Origin of the sequence: Bradyrhizobium sp. HKCCYLRH3059 (assembly GCF_051168035.1) — a bacterium.
GTDB lineage: Bacteria > Pseudomonadota > Alphaproteobacteria > Rhizobiales > Xanthobacteraceae > Bradyrhizobium.
The window spans coordinates 131,804-146,823 of the sequence record NZ_JBNPUF010000012.1; the positions used below are offsets into that span (position 1 = coordinate 131,804).

The 15,020-nt window shown below is 65.4% G+C and carries 14 protein-coding genes and 1 tRNA gene; 8 read left to right on the top strand and 7 right to left on the bottom strand.

Features of this window, described 5'->3' with window-relative positions; all coding sequences use genetic code 11:
- Positions 1 to 293: 293 nt before the first annotated feature.
- On the bottom strand, positions 294 to 494 hold the full coding sequence (locus tag ACQR13_RS29715) for a hypothetical protein (RefSeq protein ID WP_316193565.1): 201 nt from the start codon (positions 492 to 494) through the stop codon (positions 294 to 296).
- A gap of 220 nt (positions 495 to 714) precedes the next feature.
- Here ACQR13_RS29715 and hemN point away from each other — a divergent pair, with 220 nt between their 5' ends.
- Together hemN and ACQR13_RS29725 are read left to right on the top strand one after the other, a co-directional pair.
- A complete protein-coding gene (gene hemN, locus ACQR13_RS29720; protein ID WP_434863494.1) occupies positions 715 to 2,067 on the top strand; it encodes an oxygen-independent coproporphyrinogen III oxidase in 1,353 nt (450 codons plus the stop codon).
- 84 nt (positions 2,068 to 2,151) lie between these two features.
- Complete coding sequence (locus tag ACQR13_RS29725; RefSeq protein WP_434863502.1) at positions 2,152 to 2,343, top strand: DUF1858 domain-containing protein; 192 nt, start codon at positions 2,152 to 2,154, stop codon at positions 2,341 to 2,343.
- Here ACQR13_RS29725 and ACQR13_RS29730 read toward each other — a convergent pair whose 3' ends face one another.
- Positions 2,344 to 3,063, bottom strand: coding sequence for a Crp/Fnr family transcriptional regulator (locus tag ACQR13_RS29730; protein WP_316186052.1), 720 nt, complete (start codon positions 3,061 to 3,063; stop codon positions 2,344 to 2,346).
- A gap of 170 nt (positions 3,064 to 3,233) precedes the next feature.
- On the opposite strand from ACQR13_RS29730, the gene ACQR13_RS29735 reads away from it, so the two are divergent.
- Positions 3,234 to 4,445 (top strand): NnrS family protein, encoded by a 1,212-nt coding sequence (locus ACQR13_RS29735; protein ID WP_315826716.1) that lies wholly within the window; start codon positions 3,234 to 3,236, stop codon positions 4,443 to 4,445.
- Here the strand turns inward: ACQR13_RS29735 and ACQR13_RS29740 are convergent.
- A complete protein-coding gene (locus ACQR13_RS29740) occupies positions 4,430 to 7,771 on the bottom strand; it encodes a sensor histidine kinase (protein WP_316226780.1) in 3,342 nt (1,113 codons plus the stop codon). The two genes, ACQR13_RS29735 and ACQR13_RS29740, sit on opposite strands and share 16 nt — an antisense overlap.
- 316 nt (positions 7,772 to 8,087) lie before the next feature.
- On the opposite strand from ACQR13_RS29740, the gene ACQR13_RS29745 reads away from it, so the two are divergent.
- From ACQR13_RS29745 to ACQR13_RS29765, 5 genes are all read left to right on the top strand, one after another.
- Positions 8,088 to 8,468: a phasin gene (locus ACQR13_RS29745; RefSeq protein ID WP_316226781.1), complete on the top strand. Its 381-nt coding sequence runs from the start codon at positions 8,088 to 8,090 to the stop codon at positions 8,466 to 8,468.
- Positions 8,469 to 8,673: 205 nt separating this feature from the next.
- Positions 8,674 to 9,108 carry a phasin gene (locus ACQR13_RS29750; protein WP_315755004.1) on the top strand — a complete coding sequence of 145 codons (435 nt, stop codon included), beginning with the start codon at positions 8,674 to 8,676 and terminating at the stop codon, positions 9,106 to 9,108.
- Positions 9,109 to 9,370: 262 nt separating this feature from the next.
- Positions 9,371 to 9,447, top strand: a tRNA-His gene (locus ACQR13_RS29755).
- Positions 9,448 to 9,743: 296 nt separating this feature from the next.
- Positions 9,744 to 10,097: a hypothetical protein gene (locus ACQR13_RS29760; protein ID WP_316171507.1), complete on the top strand. Its 354-nt coding sequence runs from the start codon at positions 9,744 to 9,746 to the stop codon at positions 10,095 to 10,097.
- Between the two features lie 261 nt (positions 10,098 to 10,358).
- Positions 10,359 to 11,036, top strand: coding sequence for a ParA family protein (locus ACQR13_RS29765; RefSeq protein ID WP_231327589.1), 678 nt, complete (start codon positions 10,359 to 10,361; stop codon positions 11,034 to 11,036).
- A gap of 111 nt (positions 11,037 to 11,147) precedes the next feature.
- Here ACQR13_RS29765 and ACQR13_RS29770 read toward each other — a convergent pair whose 3' ends face one another.
- From ACQR13_RS29770 to trxB, 4 genes are all read right to left on the bottom strand, one after another.
- The gene (locus ACQR13_RS29770) at positions 11,148 to 11,318 is read right to left on the bottom strand and encodes a hypothetical protein (protein WP_315717524.1); all 171 of its coding nucleotides are present in this window, start codon (positions 11,316 to 11,318) and stop codon (positions 11,148 to 11,150) included.
- Positions 11,319 to 11,487: 169 nt separating this feature from the next.
- Positions 11,488 to 12,411, bottom strand: coding sequence for a 4-hydroxy-tetrahydrodipicolinate synthase (gene dapA, locus ACQR13_RS29775; protein WP_434863495.1), 924 nt, complete (start codon positions 12,409 to 12,411; stop codon positions 11,488 to 11,490).
- Positions 12,412 to 12,859: 448 nt separating this feature from the next.
- Positions 12,860 to 13,783 (bottom strand): LysR family transcriptional regulator, encoded by a 924-nt coding sequence (locus ACQR13_RS29780; RefSeq protein WP_315717522.1) that lies wholly within the window; start codon positions 13,781 to 13,783, stop codon positions 12,860 to 12,862.
- Between the two features lie 7 nt (positions 13,784 to 13,790).
- On the bottom strand, positions 13,791 to 14,756 hold the full coding sequence (gene trxB / locus ACQR13_RS29785) for a thioredoxin-disulfide reductase (protein ID WP_315717521.1): 966 nt from the start codon (positions 14,754 to 14,756) through the stop codon (positions 13,791 to 13,793).
- Positions 14,757 to 15,020: the final 264 nt, after the last annotated feature.

The following is a 15,020-nucleotide window of genomic DNA, read 5'->3' on the forward strand; positions in this document are numbered from 1 at the left end:
GAACTCGGCTTGTTTGTGCTGCAACAAGCAACTTCGCAATTGCGGAATCAGGCGGCGGATTTTGAGCGAATTTGGCGCGGCTGCGCCCGCGCAGCGCGCGAATGAGTTGCATCGGCGCGCAGTTTCTTGGGAGGCCGGACAGGGTGCGGAGCAAAGCGGGTCGGACTGTCCCGCGCGACGACGCGATAAGATGGGATCTGTCCGTTTGCCCATACGGCACGAGAATCGCGGGCGCTATGATGCGCGCTTCAGAGCACGGCTCTGGACCGATCGACGATGGGCTCCTGAACTCGTCAGCTCAGCCAGCGCACCGCCAGCAACACGATGAAGGCCACTGCCGCGGCGATGCAGAACACCGTGGTCATGAACATGGCGATGTTGCCGAGCAGGCCTGTGGGCCCCGACTCGTCGCGGAACGATTCGAAGCCGTCGGACTGGGGGATATGGCCGCGGATGCCGGCGAGGAGAGCAAATGAACGGATCAGCAGTTGCATAGCTTCCATTGCGGTTTCCTCGAATCGTCGATGAATCGATGATGACGGGAAATGAGCCGGCCACTTTGAGGAAGCGCAAAGTCCGCGGTGATCACCGGCGTTCTACTGCTTCAACAGGGTATCTGCCGGCCGCGCCTTGAGAAAGCTCAAGGTCGTCCCTCTTGCCTTGTGTCAAGAACCTCCGAACCCCAGGTCGACACGCTCAGGTGACAGGCAGGACATGAGACCAGATCTTGCAGCATGCTACGGACAGGAGCGCCTCCCGCGCTACACCAGCTATCCCACGGCGCCTCATTTCTCCAACGCGGTCGGCCCGTCCACCTACGCAGAATGGCTGCGCGCGATACCAGCAAGCGCGACGGCATCGTTGTACCTGCACGTGCCCTTCTGTCGCTCGATGTGCTGGTATTGCGGCTGCAACACCATGGTCGCCAAACGCGACGAGCCGATTGCGGTCTACGAATCGGCACTACGTTGCGAGGTCGACATGGTGGCGCGCCAGATCGGCCGGCGGCTGCAGGTCGGGCACATTCATTTCGGCGGCGGCACGCCGACCATCATGGCGCCGGAGTCCTTCGTCGATCTCGTCGGATCGCTGCGCCATTCCTTTTTCGTGTTGCCATCGGCGGAGATCGCCATCGAGATTGATCCGCGCACGCTGACGGCGGAGATGATCGCGGCGCTGGGGGTGAGCGGGGTCAATCGCGCCAGCCTGGGCGTGCAGAGTTTCGATCCGCGGGTGCAGCAGGCGATCAACCGGGTGCAGAGCTTCGAGCAGACTGCGGCGGCCACGAACGGGTTGCGTCAGGCCGGCGTTGCCGGCATCAACTTCGACCTGATCTACGGACTGCCGCATCAGAACGTCGAGTCGTGTCTCGACACCGTCCGGCGCGCCATCGACCTGCGCCCCGACCGGCTCTCCGTGTTCGGCTACGCTCATGTGCCATCGTTCAAGACGCACCAGCGCAAGATTCAGGACTCGGCGTTGTCGGACAGTCTGGAACGCTACGATCAGGCCTGCGCGATCGCTGACGCGCTGAAGGACGCAGGCTACGTCCAGATCGGGCTCGATCATTTCGCCTTGCCCACGGACCCGATGACCATCGCGTTCCGCGAAGGCCGGCTGCATCGTAATTTCCAGGGCTACACGACCGATGCCAATGATCTGCTGCTCGGCTTCGGCGCCTCGGCGATCGGACAGCTGCCGCAGGGCTATGTCCAGAACGCGCCGCAGGTCCGGGCCTATGAGCAGAAGATCGCGTCCGGCAGCCTCGCGACCGTGAAAGGCTATGGCCTGACCGATGACGACCGCCTGCGGGCGGACATCATCGAGCGCATCATGTGCGACTACGGCGTGGATCTCGACGTCATCTGCACCCGCCATGGCACGGACACCGACGACATGCTGAGATCGGCGCCGCGGCTGCAATCGCTGATCTCCGACGGTGTGGTGGAGCTCAACGGCGGTGCGCTCGCGGTGACCGAGCATTCCCGGTTCCTGGTGCGCAGCGTCGCTGCGGCGTTCGATGCGCATCTCGACGCGTCGAAGCAGCTGCACAGCCGGGCGGTCTGACTGTCGAGGTGCCGCGGTGCTTGTGCCGCGACAAAGACCGCAAAGGGCATGCCCGCTACCGTTCGCGCTGGAATGGAGGCGCGCATGCCAATCTCCTTCGATGAACTGGTCGACGATGTCATGCGGCGAAGGCCGGAGACGATCGGCGTCTTTCTTGCTTTCCAGATGCGTTGCGTCGGTTGCCCGATCGCCTGTTTTCACAACGTCGCGGATGCCTGCCACGAGCATGGCGTCGATCGCGACGCGTTCCTCGCCGCCCTGTGTGCCTGCTCGTGATCAGGTGCGGGATGCGGCCGCGTCGCCGGCGCCCTGCTGCGCCAGCAGCACGATCTTGTGCGGCTCGCGCAGGACGATCTTCTGACGGCCGCTTTCGACCAGGCCGAGCTGCTCCCAGCCGGAGAGGATGCGGCTCACCGTGTGCAGCGTCGTCCCGGTCATCTGCGCAATGTCCTGCCGGCTGATCGGGAAATCGATCTGCACGCCATGATCGAGCTTGCGGCCGGCCTGGTTGGCGAGCCGGAGCAGCGCATGCGCGATGCGCTGCTCCACCTGCTGCGTCGACATTTCGATCACGCGCGCATGGCTTTCCTGCAGCCGCTGGCCGACCGTCTGCAGCGTGTTCGCCGCCAGCGACGGGAACTTCGCGACCAGCCGCGGCCATGAGGCGGACGGCCAGGCCAGCACGATGCTGTCATCGACGGCGGTCGCTGTCGCCGGATAATGTTGGAGTCCGATGGCGGGGGCGACGCCGAACGTGTCCCCTGGCACGACATAGCGCACCACGATCTGGTCGCCGGTGGGCGTCGTCTTGCTGGCGCGGACATGACCGTGGAGCAGCAGGAAGAACGAGGTCGCATCGGCGCCCTGCTCGAACACCGCGCCGTTGCGGGGCACGCGAAGGGAGCGGGCTTCCCGCAGCACGTCCGTGAGATCCTCAGCGGACAGCCCTGCAAACAGCGGCAGATGCGCGACCAGCGAACGGTCGATGGAAGCCATGATGTTCTCCGGGGCCGGATTCGGCTCAATTTTGCGGCGCTCAATAGCACGTTTTTGCGATCCGTCGGAAGTTTGTGCTGGCGCAAGCCATAGTGGGCGACGCGCAACTACATGTTAAGCACAGCGCCGCGATCGGTGCGGTTCCCGTCCTTCATCGAGCGAGCATGCACATGGCCATTCCACGCAACTATCAGGGCTGGACCGTCCTCGCCAACGGGTTCAGGCCGTTCTTCCTGCTCGGCGCGCTCCAGGCTGCGCTGGCGATCCTGATCTGGCTCCCGGCCTTTTACGGTGAGCTGAAGCTGAGCTCGGGCTTTGCCCCCCGAGACTGGCACGTGCACGAGATGCTCTACGGCTACCTGCCGGCCATCGTCACCGGCTTCCTGTTCACGGCGATCCCGAACTGGACCGGACGGCTGCCGATCCGGGGCCTGCCGCTGCTCACCCTGGTGCTCGTATGGACAGCCGGACGACTGGCCGTCACGGTGTCTGCGCTGGGTCCCTGGTGGGCCGCGCTGCTGATCGATGCGAGCTTCCTCGTGCTCGTCGTCCTGGCCGCGGCGCGCGAGATCGTCGCCGGGCGCAATTGGCGCAATCTGCCGGTGGTCGCGATCGTCACGGTGCTGTGCGTCGGCAACATCGCCTTCCACGTCGAGGCCCATCTGCGTGGCTCGGCCGATTACGCGATCCGCGTCGGCGTTGCCGTGATCGTGCTGCTGCTCGCGCTGATCGGCGGCCGCATCACGCCGAGCTTCACGCGCAACTGGCTGGTCAAGCACAATCCCGGCCGCCTGCCGGCGCCGTTTGGCCGCTTCGACATCGCGGTCGTGCTGTTCAGCGCGCTGAGCCTGCTCGGCTGGATCCTGGTTCCTGAGAGCGCGCCGACCGCGCTCGCGCTGGCTGCGGCCGGCATGTTGCATGTGGTGAGGCTCGCGCGCTGGGCCGGCGATCGCACCTTGCGCGAACGGCTGCTGGTCATCCTGCATGTCGGTTACATGTTCGTCCCGCTCGGCTTCCTGCTCACGGCGGCCGCCAGCCTCGGATGGATTCTGCCAAGCGCCGGGCTGCATGCCTGGATGGTCGGAGCCGCAGGCATCACGACGCTTGCCGTGATGACGCGGGCCACGCTCGGCCACACCGGCCAGGCGCTGACGGCCGCGCCCGCGACCCAGGCGATCTATCTGGCGATCATCGTCGCAGCGGTGACGCGGGTCTGCGCCGCAGTGGCGCCGGCGCACGGCGAGGTGCTGCTGCACGTCGCGGCGTTGGCCTGGATCGTCGCATTCGCCGGCTTCGTCCTGGCGTTCGGTCCGCTTCTGCTCGGTCTCAAGCGTCGGTCACTGGCCGTGCGGCGGGCGGGATCGGCTCAGCCGGTGCTCTGATTGCGCGCCACGGCGCGGGGAAACACCACCTCGATCAACGTGCCGGATTTCGGCGCCGCCTTGATATGAAACTGCGCCCGGTTGGCTTCGACCAGCGCCTTGGTGAGCGACAGGCTGAGACCGGCGCCATCGGGGCCTTGCTCGGAAGCCGAGGGCGCACGGAACGGTTCGAGCGCGGCGGCCACCTCCTGATCGTTCAGGCCATGACCGGTGTCGCGCACGCGCAGCGCGACCTCGCCGAAATCGGTCAGCGCGGTCGAGACGATGACCTGGCCGCCGGGATTTGCCAGCGAGATCGAGGCCGAGATCAGGTTCATCGCGATCTGGCGCAGCGCCCTTGTGTCGGCGATGACCGGCGGCAGCAGTTGCGACAGCGAGGTGCGGATGATGATGCGGGCGCGGTTGGCCTGCGGCTGCATCACTGCGACACAGCTCTCCACCAGCTCGTTGAGGTTCTGGCTGGTGAAGGTGAGCTCGAGCTTGCCGGTCTCGATGCGCGACAGCTCCAAGAGATCGTCGATCAGGGAGACGACGCGCTCGCCCGAGGCGCGGATGTCCTTCATGTATTCGGCGTAGCGCGTGTTGCCGATCGTGCCGAAACGTTCGCCGATCATGACCTCGGCAAAGCCGATGATCGCGTTCAGCGGCGCGCGCACCTCGTGGCTGATCCGGGCCAGCATGTCGGCCTTGGCGTTGGCGGCCCGATCGGCCACGCGACGAGCCTGCAGCAATTCGCTGTCGCCGCGATGCAGTTGCGACAGGTCGCGGAAAACGGCAAAGAAATTCGGACCGTCGGGCCGGGTCCGGCCAATTGCCATCGACAACGGAATGACGCCGCCCTGAGCGACCTTCCCGAGCACCTCGCGGCCCTGATCGAGCCCGCTCGACGCGCCGGCCTGCTGCACGCTGTCGAGGTCATCGAGCACGAGGCGGGCGCTTTCCGGCGCGAACAGCTCGATCAGGTTACGGCGCACCAGCGCCGCGCCATCGTAGCCGAACAGCGCCTCGGCGCTGCGGTTGCAGGCGTGGATGTTGCCGCCGGCGTCGAACATCAGGATGCCCTCGGCTGTGACGTCGAGGATCGCCGCAAGATCTTCGGCTTCGGCGTGGCCGGCGGCCGGAGGCGGGGCCACGACCAGGGGGGCCGGTGCAGCCGAGGCCGGCGCCGACATCGGTGCGGCGTCGGCCGCCGTCGGAACCGCGGCTGCGGTTCCGGGCACCGGGGCGAAGATCAGGGCATGGGCGGTATCGCCGTCCCAGGTGATCGTGAACAGGCGAGCTTCCGCCTTCACCTCCTCGCTGGAGGAGCCGTCGGCGGCCGAGATCGTGACGGGGGTGCCGGCCTCCGACTTGTTCGACGCGGACGACACGCCTGGCTCGACATAGAGCGCATCGAGCCCGCCTGCCTGCTCCAGGGCCGCAAGATCGGCGTAGCCCATCTGCCTGAAGAAGGCCGGATTGCCATAGAGCAGACGATCGAGCCGGTAGATCAGCATGCCCGTCGGCAGCAGGTCGAGCAGGATGCGGTCGCGCTGGCTGTCGCCCTGGGCCGGCGGCTCCTCGGGGCTGAGCCATTCGGTCTGCAGCTCCGCGCCATGATCGGTCGCCGTTTCCGTCGCCGACGGAATCTGCTGCTGCGGCGGGACCAACGGATCGCTCACGCGCGATCCCGGCTCGAGTGCCGCACTCGCGACGCCCGCGGCTGAGTTGCGGATCTCGCCTTCGAGCCGGGCCGACAGCTGACGCGCGAGTTCATGGAACGCACTGTTCTCCACCGGCGTGAGCACCGGATGCTTGGACTCGCCCGGAGCGCGGAACGGGACCACGTTCCCGGTCGTTTCGAGCCCGATGCCGTCGATGTGGTGTACGTCCGGCGCAATGGAAGCCTCACGCGATGACGCAGTGACGTTGTCCTGCTGCGGCGGCACATCTGCGGCCTGCACATGGTCGGATTGAGCAGGTTCGGTTTCGTCGGCGTCCGGAGCATCGATCGCGGCTGCATCGGTCGATGCGGGGCGACGCAGTGCGGCCAGCCGGTCCAGGGCGTCGAGGTCGCGACAGACGCCGAAGCCGCGATAGCCGGCATGGGTCCGTTCGTCCGTCAGGACAGGCAGTCCCGACAATTCGACCGCAAGCCGCTCGCCCTCGGCGGGCCAGCTGACGACGAGCCCGCTCCAGGTCTCTTTCGTTTCGATCGCGGCACCGACCCGCCCTTCGGGATCGAGGCCTAGCGATGCAGTGAGCTCATGCCAGGGACGGCCGAGCTTGGCGGCGCTGTGCCGCCCGATCAGGCGGGTGAATTCATCGGAGCCGATCGAGAACCGTCCCTCGGCATCCATCTGCCAGGAAAATCGGAGCGGATGGCGGCGGCCGACTGAAGGGTCCGCCGCGCCGGAATCGGCAGGATGCGCGTGATCTTCCGTTTGCGGCGCCGACGCCTTGAACAGGTCGGCCTCGGCCGGATCGTCGATCAGCAGGAACTCGGCCGGCGCTTCGTTCGACAGCGCGGGGGATTCGTCGTCGGTTTGGCGTTCAGTCATTGCATCCATCGGAAGAGGAGGCGAAGTCGCGACCGCGGGCCCAGCGGCAACGTCCACGGGGGCTGGTGATGCCGGGGCGGCATCTGCGGTTGGCTCAGGTATTGGCGCCGTGCCCGGCGCCTCGATCTCCTCGGCAGGGGCCGGCATCGGGACGGCCACCAGCCCAACCTGGTTGCCGCTGCCGATGCGGTAGAGCGCTGCGCGCTCCGTGCCGAACGTCACCTCGGCCATGCCATCGGCCAGCGCCGCCCTGCGTATCCCGACGAAATCCGGCTCGCTCAGGTCGCGCATGCCAAACAGGCGCCGTCCGGCTGAACTGATGCCGGCGAACTGACCGTCCTGGGTGAATGCGATCAGCGCATGCTCACTCGTCTCCACGAGCCGCTTCAGGCGATCCGCCAGGGGGAAGCTACGTCCACCCCCGTCGGCGCCGGTGATCAGCACCGCGCGCGTGCCATCCGGCAGATCGATCCGAGCGCAGCCGCAGGTCGCGAGCGTGCCGAGCGGCGCGCCGAAACCACGGAGGCGTTCGAGCCGCAAGGCGCCGGTCTCGGGCAGCCGCCGTCCCAATTGAGCGACCTGGCGACGATGCGCGTCGGCAGGGCCGAGCGTCTTAGCAATCAGCGCCGCTGCGCTCGCCGCGCCGAGGGCGCGCGCACCGGCCGCATTGGCCCACAGCACACGGCTGCCATCGGCCGACCATAGCCAGGCCGGCAGACTGCCGGCGGCGTGGACGGCCAGCCGGGGGTCGCTGAGGGCCTGCAATTCGAGATCGGCGTAGGTCATGGGCGACGACGGCAAACGGCTCTTGTGATGTTGATCGGCCGACGGATCGGCGGTCGGAACTGGTCGCGTTAAGAATTCGTTACTATCGCGCGTTTTGAGGGCCGAGGTCCACGGCGGGGCCGCGCTCCTGTCCTGCTAAAGCTTGGATAACCTTAATGTGTTCCTCGTGAGCCGCAGCGCGCGGAATCGCGGCGCCCCCCTGTTGGGGACCACGATGATACCTGGGCAGGTCGAGAGCTGCGCGGGCAACGGGACGGTCACCGCGAGGACGAGGCGCTAAGGGCGCAGCCAATCGTGACGTCAGAAGGAGGGAACCATGACCGACGACGGGCGACGATTCGAGATTCCGAAAGACATGCGGGCGATGGCGGAGGCAGGCTTCAACCAGGCACGTCAGACGTTCGAGAAGTTCCTGGCTGGAGCGGAGGCGACGGCCGGCTCGCTCGAACACCGCAGCACGACGGTGCGGGCCGGGGCCAAGGACATCGGCGCCAAGGTCTTGTCCTACGCTGAAAAGAACGTCGAGTCGTCGCTCGACTACGCCCAATCGCTGGTGCACGCCAAGGACCTGCCCGAGGTACTGCGGCTGCACGGCGAATTTGTTCAGGGCCAGATGCGGTCGCTCGCCGAGCAGGCAAGCGAAATGGGGCAGGCCATCGGCAAGGTTGCGATCGACGCCACAAAGCCTAAGGCCTGACCGAACGTTCTCCGCTCCCGAAAAATCTGGAAGCGGGTGCGGCAAACAGTTCCTGATAGTGGAATTTCCGTTGCGTTGCACAAAAGCGCCACGATATAGCTCTACGCGAGGTTGTTACCTCCCAGGGGCGGTTCCTCTGCGTGATCCGAAGTGACGTCCCGATTGCCGGGACGGTCCAGTCTCAATGTTTCGAAGGATGCATGCCATGACCAATGCCACCGATCCTTTCTCCGCGTCCATCATCCCGTTCGAGGTTCCCGAACAGATGCGCGCGTTCGCCGAAAAAGGCGTGTCCCAGGCCCGCGAGAACTACGCCAAGTTCAAGGACGCAGCGGAAACCCACAATTCGGCCATCGAGGCCTTCTTCGCCAACGCCAGCAAGGGCGCCGGCGCCTACTCGTCCAAGGTCATGGAATTCACGAAGGCCAATACCACGGCTTCGCTCGACTTCGCCCAGGAGCTGTTCGGCGTGAAGTCGCCGTCGGAGGCGATGGAGCTGTGGACGGGCTTCGCGCGCAAGCAGTTCGAGACCTTCACAGCCCAGGCCAAGGAGCTCGGCGAGCTCGGCCAGAAGGTTGCGGCCGAGACGGTTGAGCCGATCAAGGAAAGCGCCACCAAGCTGTTCAAGACGGCGGCCTGAGGGCCAGCCTCAAGTCTCGCCGGGTGCGCGGTACGGGCCGTGTGCCGGCATGGACGGCGGGAGACCATGACCCGGGCGCGTTCGCGGCCGGGTTTGCTTTCTGGGGCTCGCCGTTTGCACGGGGGCTCGTTCGGGCCGAAGCGGCGTCAAAAAACGCCGTCACGGCAGGGGACTTTATCCGTTCTCGGCCTTGCCAAATTCGCCCGTTGCACCTAGTTTCCGGCCCGTTCGGACGCCCCCTCGTGGGCCGTCCCATGCGGATGCAGTTGTAGCTCAGTTGGTTAGAGCGCCTGTCTGTGGAACAGGAGGTCGGTGGTTCGAGCCCACCCAACTGTACCATGGCCACGCCCATCGCTGTGCCGTTCGCAAGCTCACCTCCATCCGTGCTCCGCGCCCCATTGATACTGCGCCGTGATTTGTAGCCCCGTCGCGACCTCTCGCGCAGGGCCGGGGCGTGGGCGCAGAGCTTTGGTCGCGGAAGCCCGAGCCCGGTCTCCGTATTTCGACGGATATATCGCCGGGTCGTGCGCTCGCTTGCGGTTTTGCTGCGCCGGATCGGTAGCACGGCGTGGCGCCGTTGCTTGCGAATCCGGTCTCCTTCAATCACAGTTGGCGGCAACGAGGGGGAGGGGGCGATGAGAGGGATTGATCTCGATCCATGCATCTCTGCCGTACTGATCGCTATAGCCGCGCTGTTAGTCCCCGTAACCGCACGGGCCTATACCGCCGAGCAGGAGCAGGCGTGCACAGGCGATGCGTTCCGGCTTTGTAGTTCCGACATTCCCGATGTCGATCGTGTCACCGCCTGCATGGTCCGCCGCAAGGCCGAGCTGTCGCCGCCATGCCGCGCCCAATTCGGGCCGCCAGAGCGCCAGACAGCGTCATCGGGCCGCGCGGAGCGGCCGATGAGCATTCGTCCTGTCACCAGGAAGCCGATCACTGCGCGCGCCGGCAAATCGAAGAAGTCGACGCGACCGGACGCGACCTGAGCGATGCCGATGGCCGCATTTGGCGGCACCGGGAATGGCGGCGGTTCTCGACGCGCAGCCTCAACATGTAAATGCGATGGGGCATGACCGGATGTTGTCGAACATCGCGGCCTGATCTGCTGTTTTGCCTGCTTTGGTGTGACTCAAAAACCAATGCGTTTCGGCAATCAGGAGTTACGTCTTATCGATCGCTAAATTTATCTTCCGCGAATCAGTCCGCTGATTCATTTTCGCTGCCGGGGTCAATCTGGAGGCCAAGGTATGAACGTTATTGTTTTCGCATCGCGTAAGGGCGGTTCAGGCAAGAGCACCCTGGCCGCCCATCTCGCTGCGCAGATCAAGTCGAGCAAGTCTTGTCTGCTCATCGATGCCGACCCGCAGGGGTCGCTGACGCTTTGGCACAAGCTGCGCGGCACCAACGAGCCGCCGATCAAGACGGCCGTGAACTCGGTGAGCGCGATCGTGTCCGCCGCCCGCCGCGACGGCGTCGAATGGGTGCTGATCGATACACCGCCGACCATCTCGGCCGTCGTCGAGGATGCGATCAAGAACGCGACCATGGTGATCATCCCGGCCCGCCCCGGCGTGTTCGACGTCAACGCGGTACAGGAGACGATCCAGACCTGCCGCGCCGCGCGCAAGCCCTACGCGGTCGTTCTCAATGGCGCGCCGGCGCGCCGCGACGATGCCGAAAGCCCGATCGTCACCATCGCCCGCGAGGCGCTGGCGAAGTTCAAGGCCCCGGTGTGGGGCGGCCAGATCACCAACCGCGCCGATCTGCTGATGGCGCTGGGCCAGGGTGAAGGCGTGCGGGAATATTATGCGGAGGGCCGGGCTGCGGCCGAGATCGCACGCCTCTGGGCTGCGATCGAGCGTTCGGTGCGGGCGATTCGCGGGACTGTGTCGGCCAACGGCGCCATGCACAAGCAGGCGGCCTGATCGCGGCATCAGATGAGGCATCGACGCGCGGTCTTCCGCGCGTTTTTTGCGTCGGGTCACACGATCTGGCGTGAGTGCCGACCTCGCGCCGCGCGCGAGGGCGCGGCGAGGTCAGGCAACCATCAGGAAATAGAAGGCGATTGCCGGCGTCAGGGTCAGGATGACGGACCAGATCCCGACCGCCCAGAGAATGTCTTCGACGCTGAACCCCTGGTGCTCAGGGTATGGATGATCCTGCAAAGCCACGACGCCCTCGCGCTCTTTGATGTTTTCAACATCCATAGCGGAACATCTTTAAACACGAGGTTGCGGACTGCGCCGCTTTTGATCGCGTTTGTTAGCTCGGATTAACCAGGGAGATTCTGCTCCGGCTCCGCAGCGGCGGCGCGGCTCTGCCTGGCCGTTCCGATCGGGAAGGCAAGGCAGAGCCGGCGAATAGGTTGGGGCGTGCTCAGGCAACGCGGCTCTGCGTGGTCGTCGGCTGGCGCCGCTCGATCTGCTGATCCAACCGTGCGGCGAGGTCGTCGCCAACCTCCACCATCGGCAGCCGCACTTCGGGGCTCGCAATGACGCCGGTGCGCGCCAGCCAGTACTTGGCCGGTGCGGGGCTCGGCTCGGTGAACAGCAGCCGCGTCAGATGCTCGACCTGCGCCCAGCACGCTGCTGCCGCGTCGTGACGGCCGGCCTTCACGTGCTGCAGGATTGCGGCAAACGTCTCGGTCTCCAGATGTGCCGAGAGCAGGATGGCGCCGTCGGCACCGGCCTGCAGCGCATCGAAGCTCTGGGCGTCTTCGCCCGTCAGGATATGAAAGCCAGCGCGCCGGCGCGTGATCAGGTCGCGCGTCTGCGTGCGGTTGGCGCAGCAATCCTTGAGCCCAGCGATGGCGGGATGCTCGGCGAGCTGCAGCAACGTCTCGTTGTCGAGGCCGACCGCCGACCGATAGGGAATGTTGTAGAGCACGATCGGATGGGCGGTGCGGTCAGCCAACGCGGTGAAATGCGCCAGCAGGCCGCGCTGCGACGGACGCACGTAAGGCGGACTCGAGATCAGATAGAAGTCGATCGGCCATGACGCGGTTCGGTCGAGCGCTTCGATCACCTCGGCCGTCGCCACGCCGCCGACACCAAGACAGATCGGCAGCGACCGGCCGGTGGTGTCGAGCTCGTCCCGGACCACGCTGATCAGACGGGCGCGCTCGTCCCATGACAGCGCCAGTCCTTCGCCTGACGTGGCACCGAGCACCAGTCCATCGATCCGCTTGGCGGCGTAGTGCCGAACCAGACTGCGTAAGGATGGTTCGTCGAGCGCGCCATCGCGGAACGGCGTGATCAGGGGCAGCCAGAGGCCCTGCAATCGGGTCGTAACGTCGGTCATGGTCCATCTCCTTGGGTTGGCAGGAGCCGGAGACGGGACACGCAAAAAAAGCCCCGTCCTCGCGGCGGGGCTGGTGATGCGGCGGTGAATTCGAGAGATTCTAGCGCGCGCGTCCACATGTCCCCGGGAGGGGAGCTTTTTTCGACGACAACTTGGCGTGCGAAGACGTGGACATAAGATCTAGATGCGCGGTGCGGGCGATGCTGTCAACGCCGCATCGGGCACGACACGGAAACATTCGGCAAAAAAATAGCCGGGCCCAAATGAGCCCGGCTGGAGGTATTGGCCAAAGCGGCCGACACAATCACCTTCCAAGAGGGATTTCTGAACGCTCGCGCCACTGGAGGAGGGGGACAATGCGCAACGCCAACGCTCAGCACATCCTCAGTATGGGCTCTCGCATGGCGTCGCAGCAACCATGCAAGCCGCATGTCAGACATGCACAATCTTACGCCGGCCAGCGCTGCGCTTTGCTCACGACGAAGTCACGGAACACTTGAACGCGAGCGACCGTTTTCAATTCCTCGGGATAGACGAAGTAGGTGTCGAGCTGGATCGAATCCGACTCTCCGAACAATTGCACGAGACGGCTGTTTTCCTCGACGAGGTAGTCCGGCAGCGCGGCGATGCCGAGTCCTTGCTGGCAGGCGCGGACCAGGCCGAGAATGTTGTTGACCCTGAAATAGGCCTCGCGCGGACCGGAGCCGTTGCGGCCGGCATCGACCAGCCAGCTGCGGTTCTGGAGATGCGGCGCGACTTGGCCGTCGGCCAGCATGATGATGCGATGATCATCGAGCTCGTCGAGCGTGCGCGGCGTGCCGAAGCGCTTGACATATTCCGGTGAACAATAGGCGTGGAAGCTGATCGCGAACAGCTTGCGCTGGATCAGATCGGGCTGAGTCGGCTTGCGGGTGCGGATCGCCACGTCCGCCTCGCGCATCGACAGATCAAGCTCCTCGTCGGTGACGATCAGCGAGATCCGGATCTCCGGATAGAGGGCGGTGAATTCTCCGAGTCGCGGGATCAACCAGTTGATGCCGACGCCCGGCGTGGTCGTGATCTTCAGGTCGCCGCTCGGGCGCTCGCGGCTGTCGGTCAGCTTGGCGCGCGCCGCCTGCAGCTGCATGAAGACGTCATGCGCGGTTCGGAACAGGAGGTCGCCTTGCTCCGTCAGGATCAGCCCGCGGGCATGGCGGTGGAACAGCGAGACTGCGAGCTCCTGCTCGAGCGCGCTGACCTGGCGCGACACCGCCGATTGCGACAGCCCGAGCTGCTCCCCGGCATGCGTGAAGCTGCCTGCTTCCGCCGCTGCGTGAAACACCTTTAGCTTGTCCCAATCCATATCCGTAAATCCATCCCGTGATCGTGGCATCGTCAGTTCATTCCGCCGCGGCGCGTTCGCTCGCGGCGTGGGCGAGGAAGCGTTCGGCCTCGAGGGCGGCCATGCAGCCCATGCCGGCTGCGGTGATCGCCTGCCGATAGGTTTCATCGGCGACGTCGCCGGCCGCAAACACGCCGGGAACGGAGGTCGCGGTCGAGCCCGGCGCCACCTCGACGTAACCGGAAGGCTTCAGTTTCAGTTGCCCCGCGACCAGCTCGGTTGCCGGCGCGTGGCCGATTGCAACGAACACGCCATCGGCGGGCAGCTCGGTGAGCGCGCCGGTCTTGACGTTCTTGAGCCGGACATGCGTGACCTTGGATGGCGAGCTGGCGCCGCAGATCTCATCGAGGGCGCTGTCCCAGACGACCTTGATCTTGGGATGCTTGAACAGCCGCTCCTGCAGGATGCGCTCGGCGCGGAAATGGTCGCGCCGGTGTACGACGGTGACGGTCGATGCGAAATTGGTCAGGAACAACGCTTCCTCGACCGCGGTGTTGCCGCCGCCGACGACGACGACCTCCTTTCCGCGATAGAAGAAGCCGTCACAGGTCGCACAGGCCGAGACCCCGAAGCCCTTGAACGTCTCCTCCGACGGCAGCCCGAGCCAGCGCGCCTGGGCGCCGGTCGCCAGAATGACGGTCTCGGCGAGGTAGACGTCACCGGAGTCGCAGGTCAGGCGGAACGGACGCTGTCCCAGCTCCAGCTTGGTCACGAGGTCCGTCTTGATCTGGGCGCCGACATGCGTCGCCTGCTTTTCCATCTGCTCCATCAGCCAGGGACCCTGGATGACGTCGGCAAATCCCGGATAGTTCTCCACGTCGGTGGTGATGGTGAGCTGGCCGCCTGGCTGGATGCCCTGAATCAGCACCGGCTCCAGCATAGCTCGTGCCGCGTAGATCGCCGCCGTATAGCCAGCAGGGCCGGAACCGATGATGACGACTTTGGCATGGATCGGAGCTTGCATGTGGCCGAAGACTCGCTGGAAAAGGGAGGATTACCGACGCAGCGAGCGGAATGCGCTGAAGAAACGCTCCGAAGCCCCATCGAAAATGTCAAATCCAAGTCTAAGCCATCTGGCAAGCTATGCAAGAATTGCAACGCATCTCGGCGAATTTTCCCTTCACGAGCCGGTCAACAGGGGAAATCTAAAGCAATAAAATTGCGTGGATTGACCGGCTTGCGCTAAGAGAGTTGCCCATCGTCGCCCGGCGCCCCCTGCGCCTCCTCC

What these genes read in the sequence shown, in the direction of transcription:
- ACQR13_RS29715 (WP_316193565.1), bottom strand. Translation starts at nt 494, where the DNA reads ATGCAACTGCTGATCCGTTCATTTGCTCTCCTCGCCGGCATCCGCGGC.
- hemN (WP_434863494.1), top strand. Translation starts at nt 715, where the DNA reads ATGAGACCAGATCTTGCAGCATGCTACGGACAGGAGCGCCTCCCGCGC.
- ACQR13_RS29725 (WP_434863502.1), top strand. Translation starts at nt 2,152, where the DNA reads ATGCCAATCTCCTTCGATGAACTGGTCGACGATGTCATGCGGCGAAGG.
- ACQR13_RS29730 (WP_316186052.1), bottom strand. Translation starts at nt 3,063, where the DNA reads ATGGCTTCCATCGACCGTTCGCTGGTCGCGCATCTGCCGCTGTTTGCA.
- ACQR13_RS29735 (WP_315826716.1), top strand. Translation starts at nt 3,234, where the DNA reads ATGGCCATTCCACGCAACTATCAGGGCTGGACCGTCCTCGCCAACGGG.
- ACQR13_RS29740 (WP_316226780.1), bottom strand. Translation starts at nt 7,771, where the DNA reads ATGACCTACGCCGATCTCGAATTGCAGGCCCTCAGCGACCCCCGGCTG.
- ACQR13_RS29745 (WP_316226781.1), top strand. Translation starts at nt 8,088, where the DNA reads ATGACCGACGACGGGCGACGATTCGAGATTCCGAAAGACATGCGGGCG.
- ACQR13_RS29750 (WP_315755004.1), top strand. Translation starts at nt 8,674, where the DNA reads ATGACCAATGCCACCGATCCTTTCTCCGCGTCCATCATCCCGTTCGAG.
- ACQR13_RS29760 (WP_316171507.1), top strand. Translation starts at nt 9,744, where the DNA reads ATGAGAGGGATTGATCTCGATCCATGCATCTCTGCCGTACTGATCGCT.
- ACQR13_RS29765 (WP_231327589.1), top strand. Translation starts at nt 10,359, where the DNA reads ATGAACGTTATTGTTTTCGCATCGCGTAAGGGCGGTTCAGGCAAGAGC.
- ACQR13_RS29770 (WP_315717524.1), bottom strand. Translation starts at nt 11,318, where the DNA reads ATGGATGTTGAAAACATCAAAGAGCGCGAGGGCGTCGTGGCTTTGCAG.
- dapA (WP_434863495.1), bottom strand. Translation starts at nt 12,411, where the DNA reads ATGACCGACGTTACGACCCGATTGCAGGGCCTCTGGCTGCCCCTGATC.
- ACQR13_RS29780 (WP_315717522.1), bottom strand. Translation starts at nt 13,783, where the DNA reads ATGCCACGATCACGGGATGGATTTACGGATATGGATTGGGACAAGCTA.
- trxB (WP_315717521.1), bottom strand. Translation starts at nt 14,756, where the DNA reads ATGCAAGCTCCGATCCATGCCAAAGTCGTCATCATCGGTTCCGGCCCT.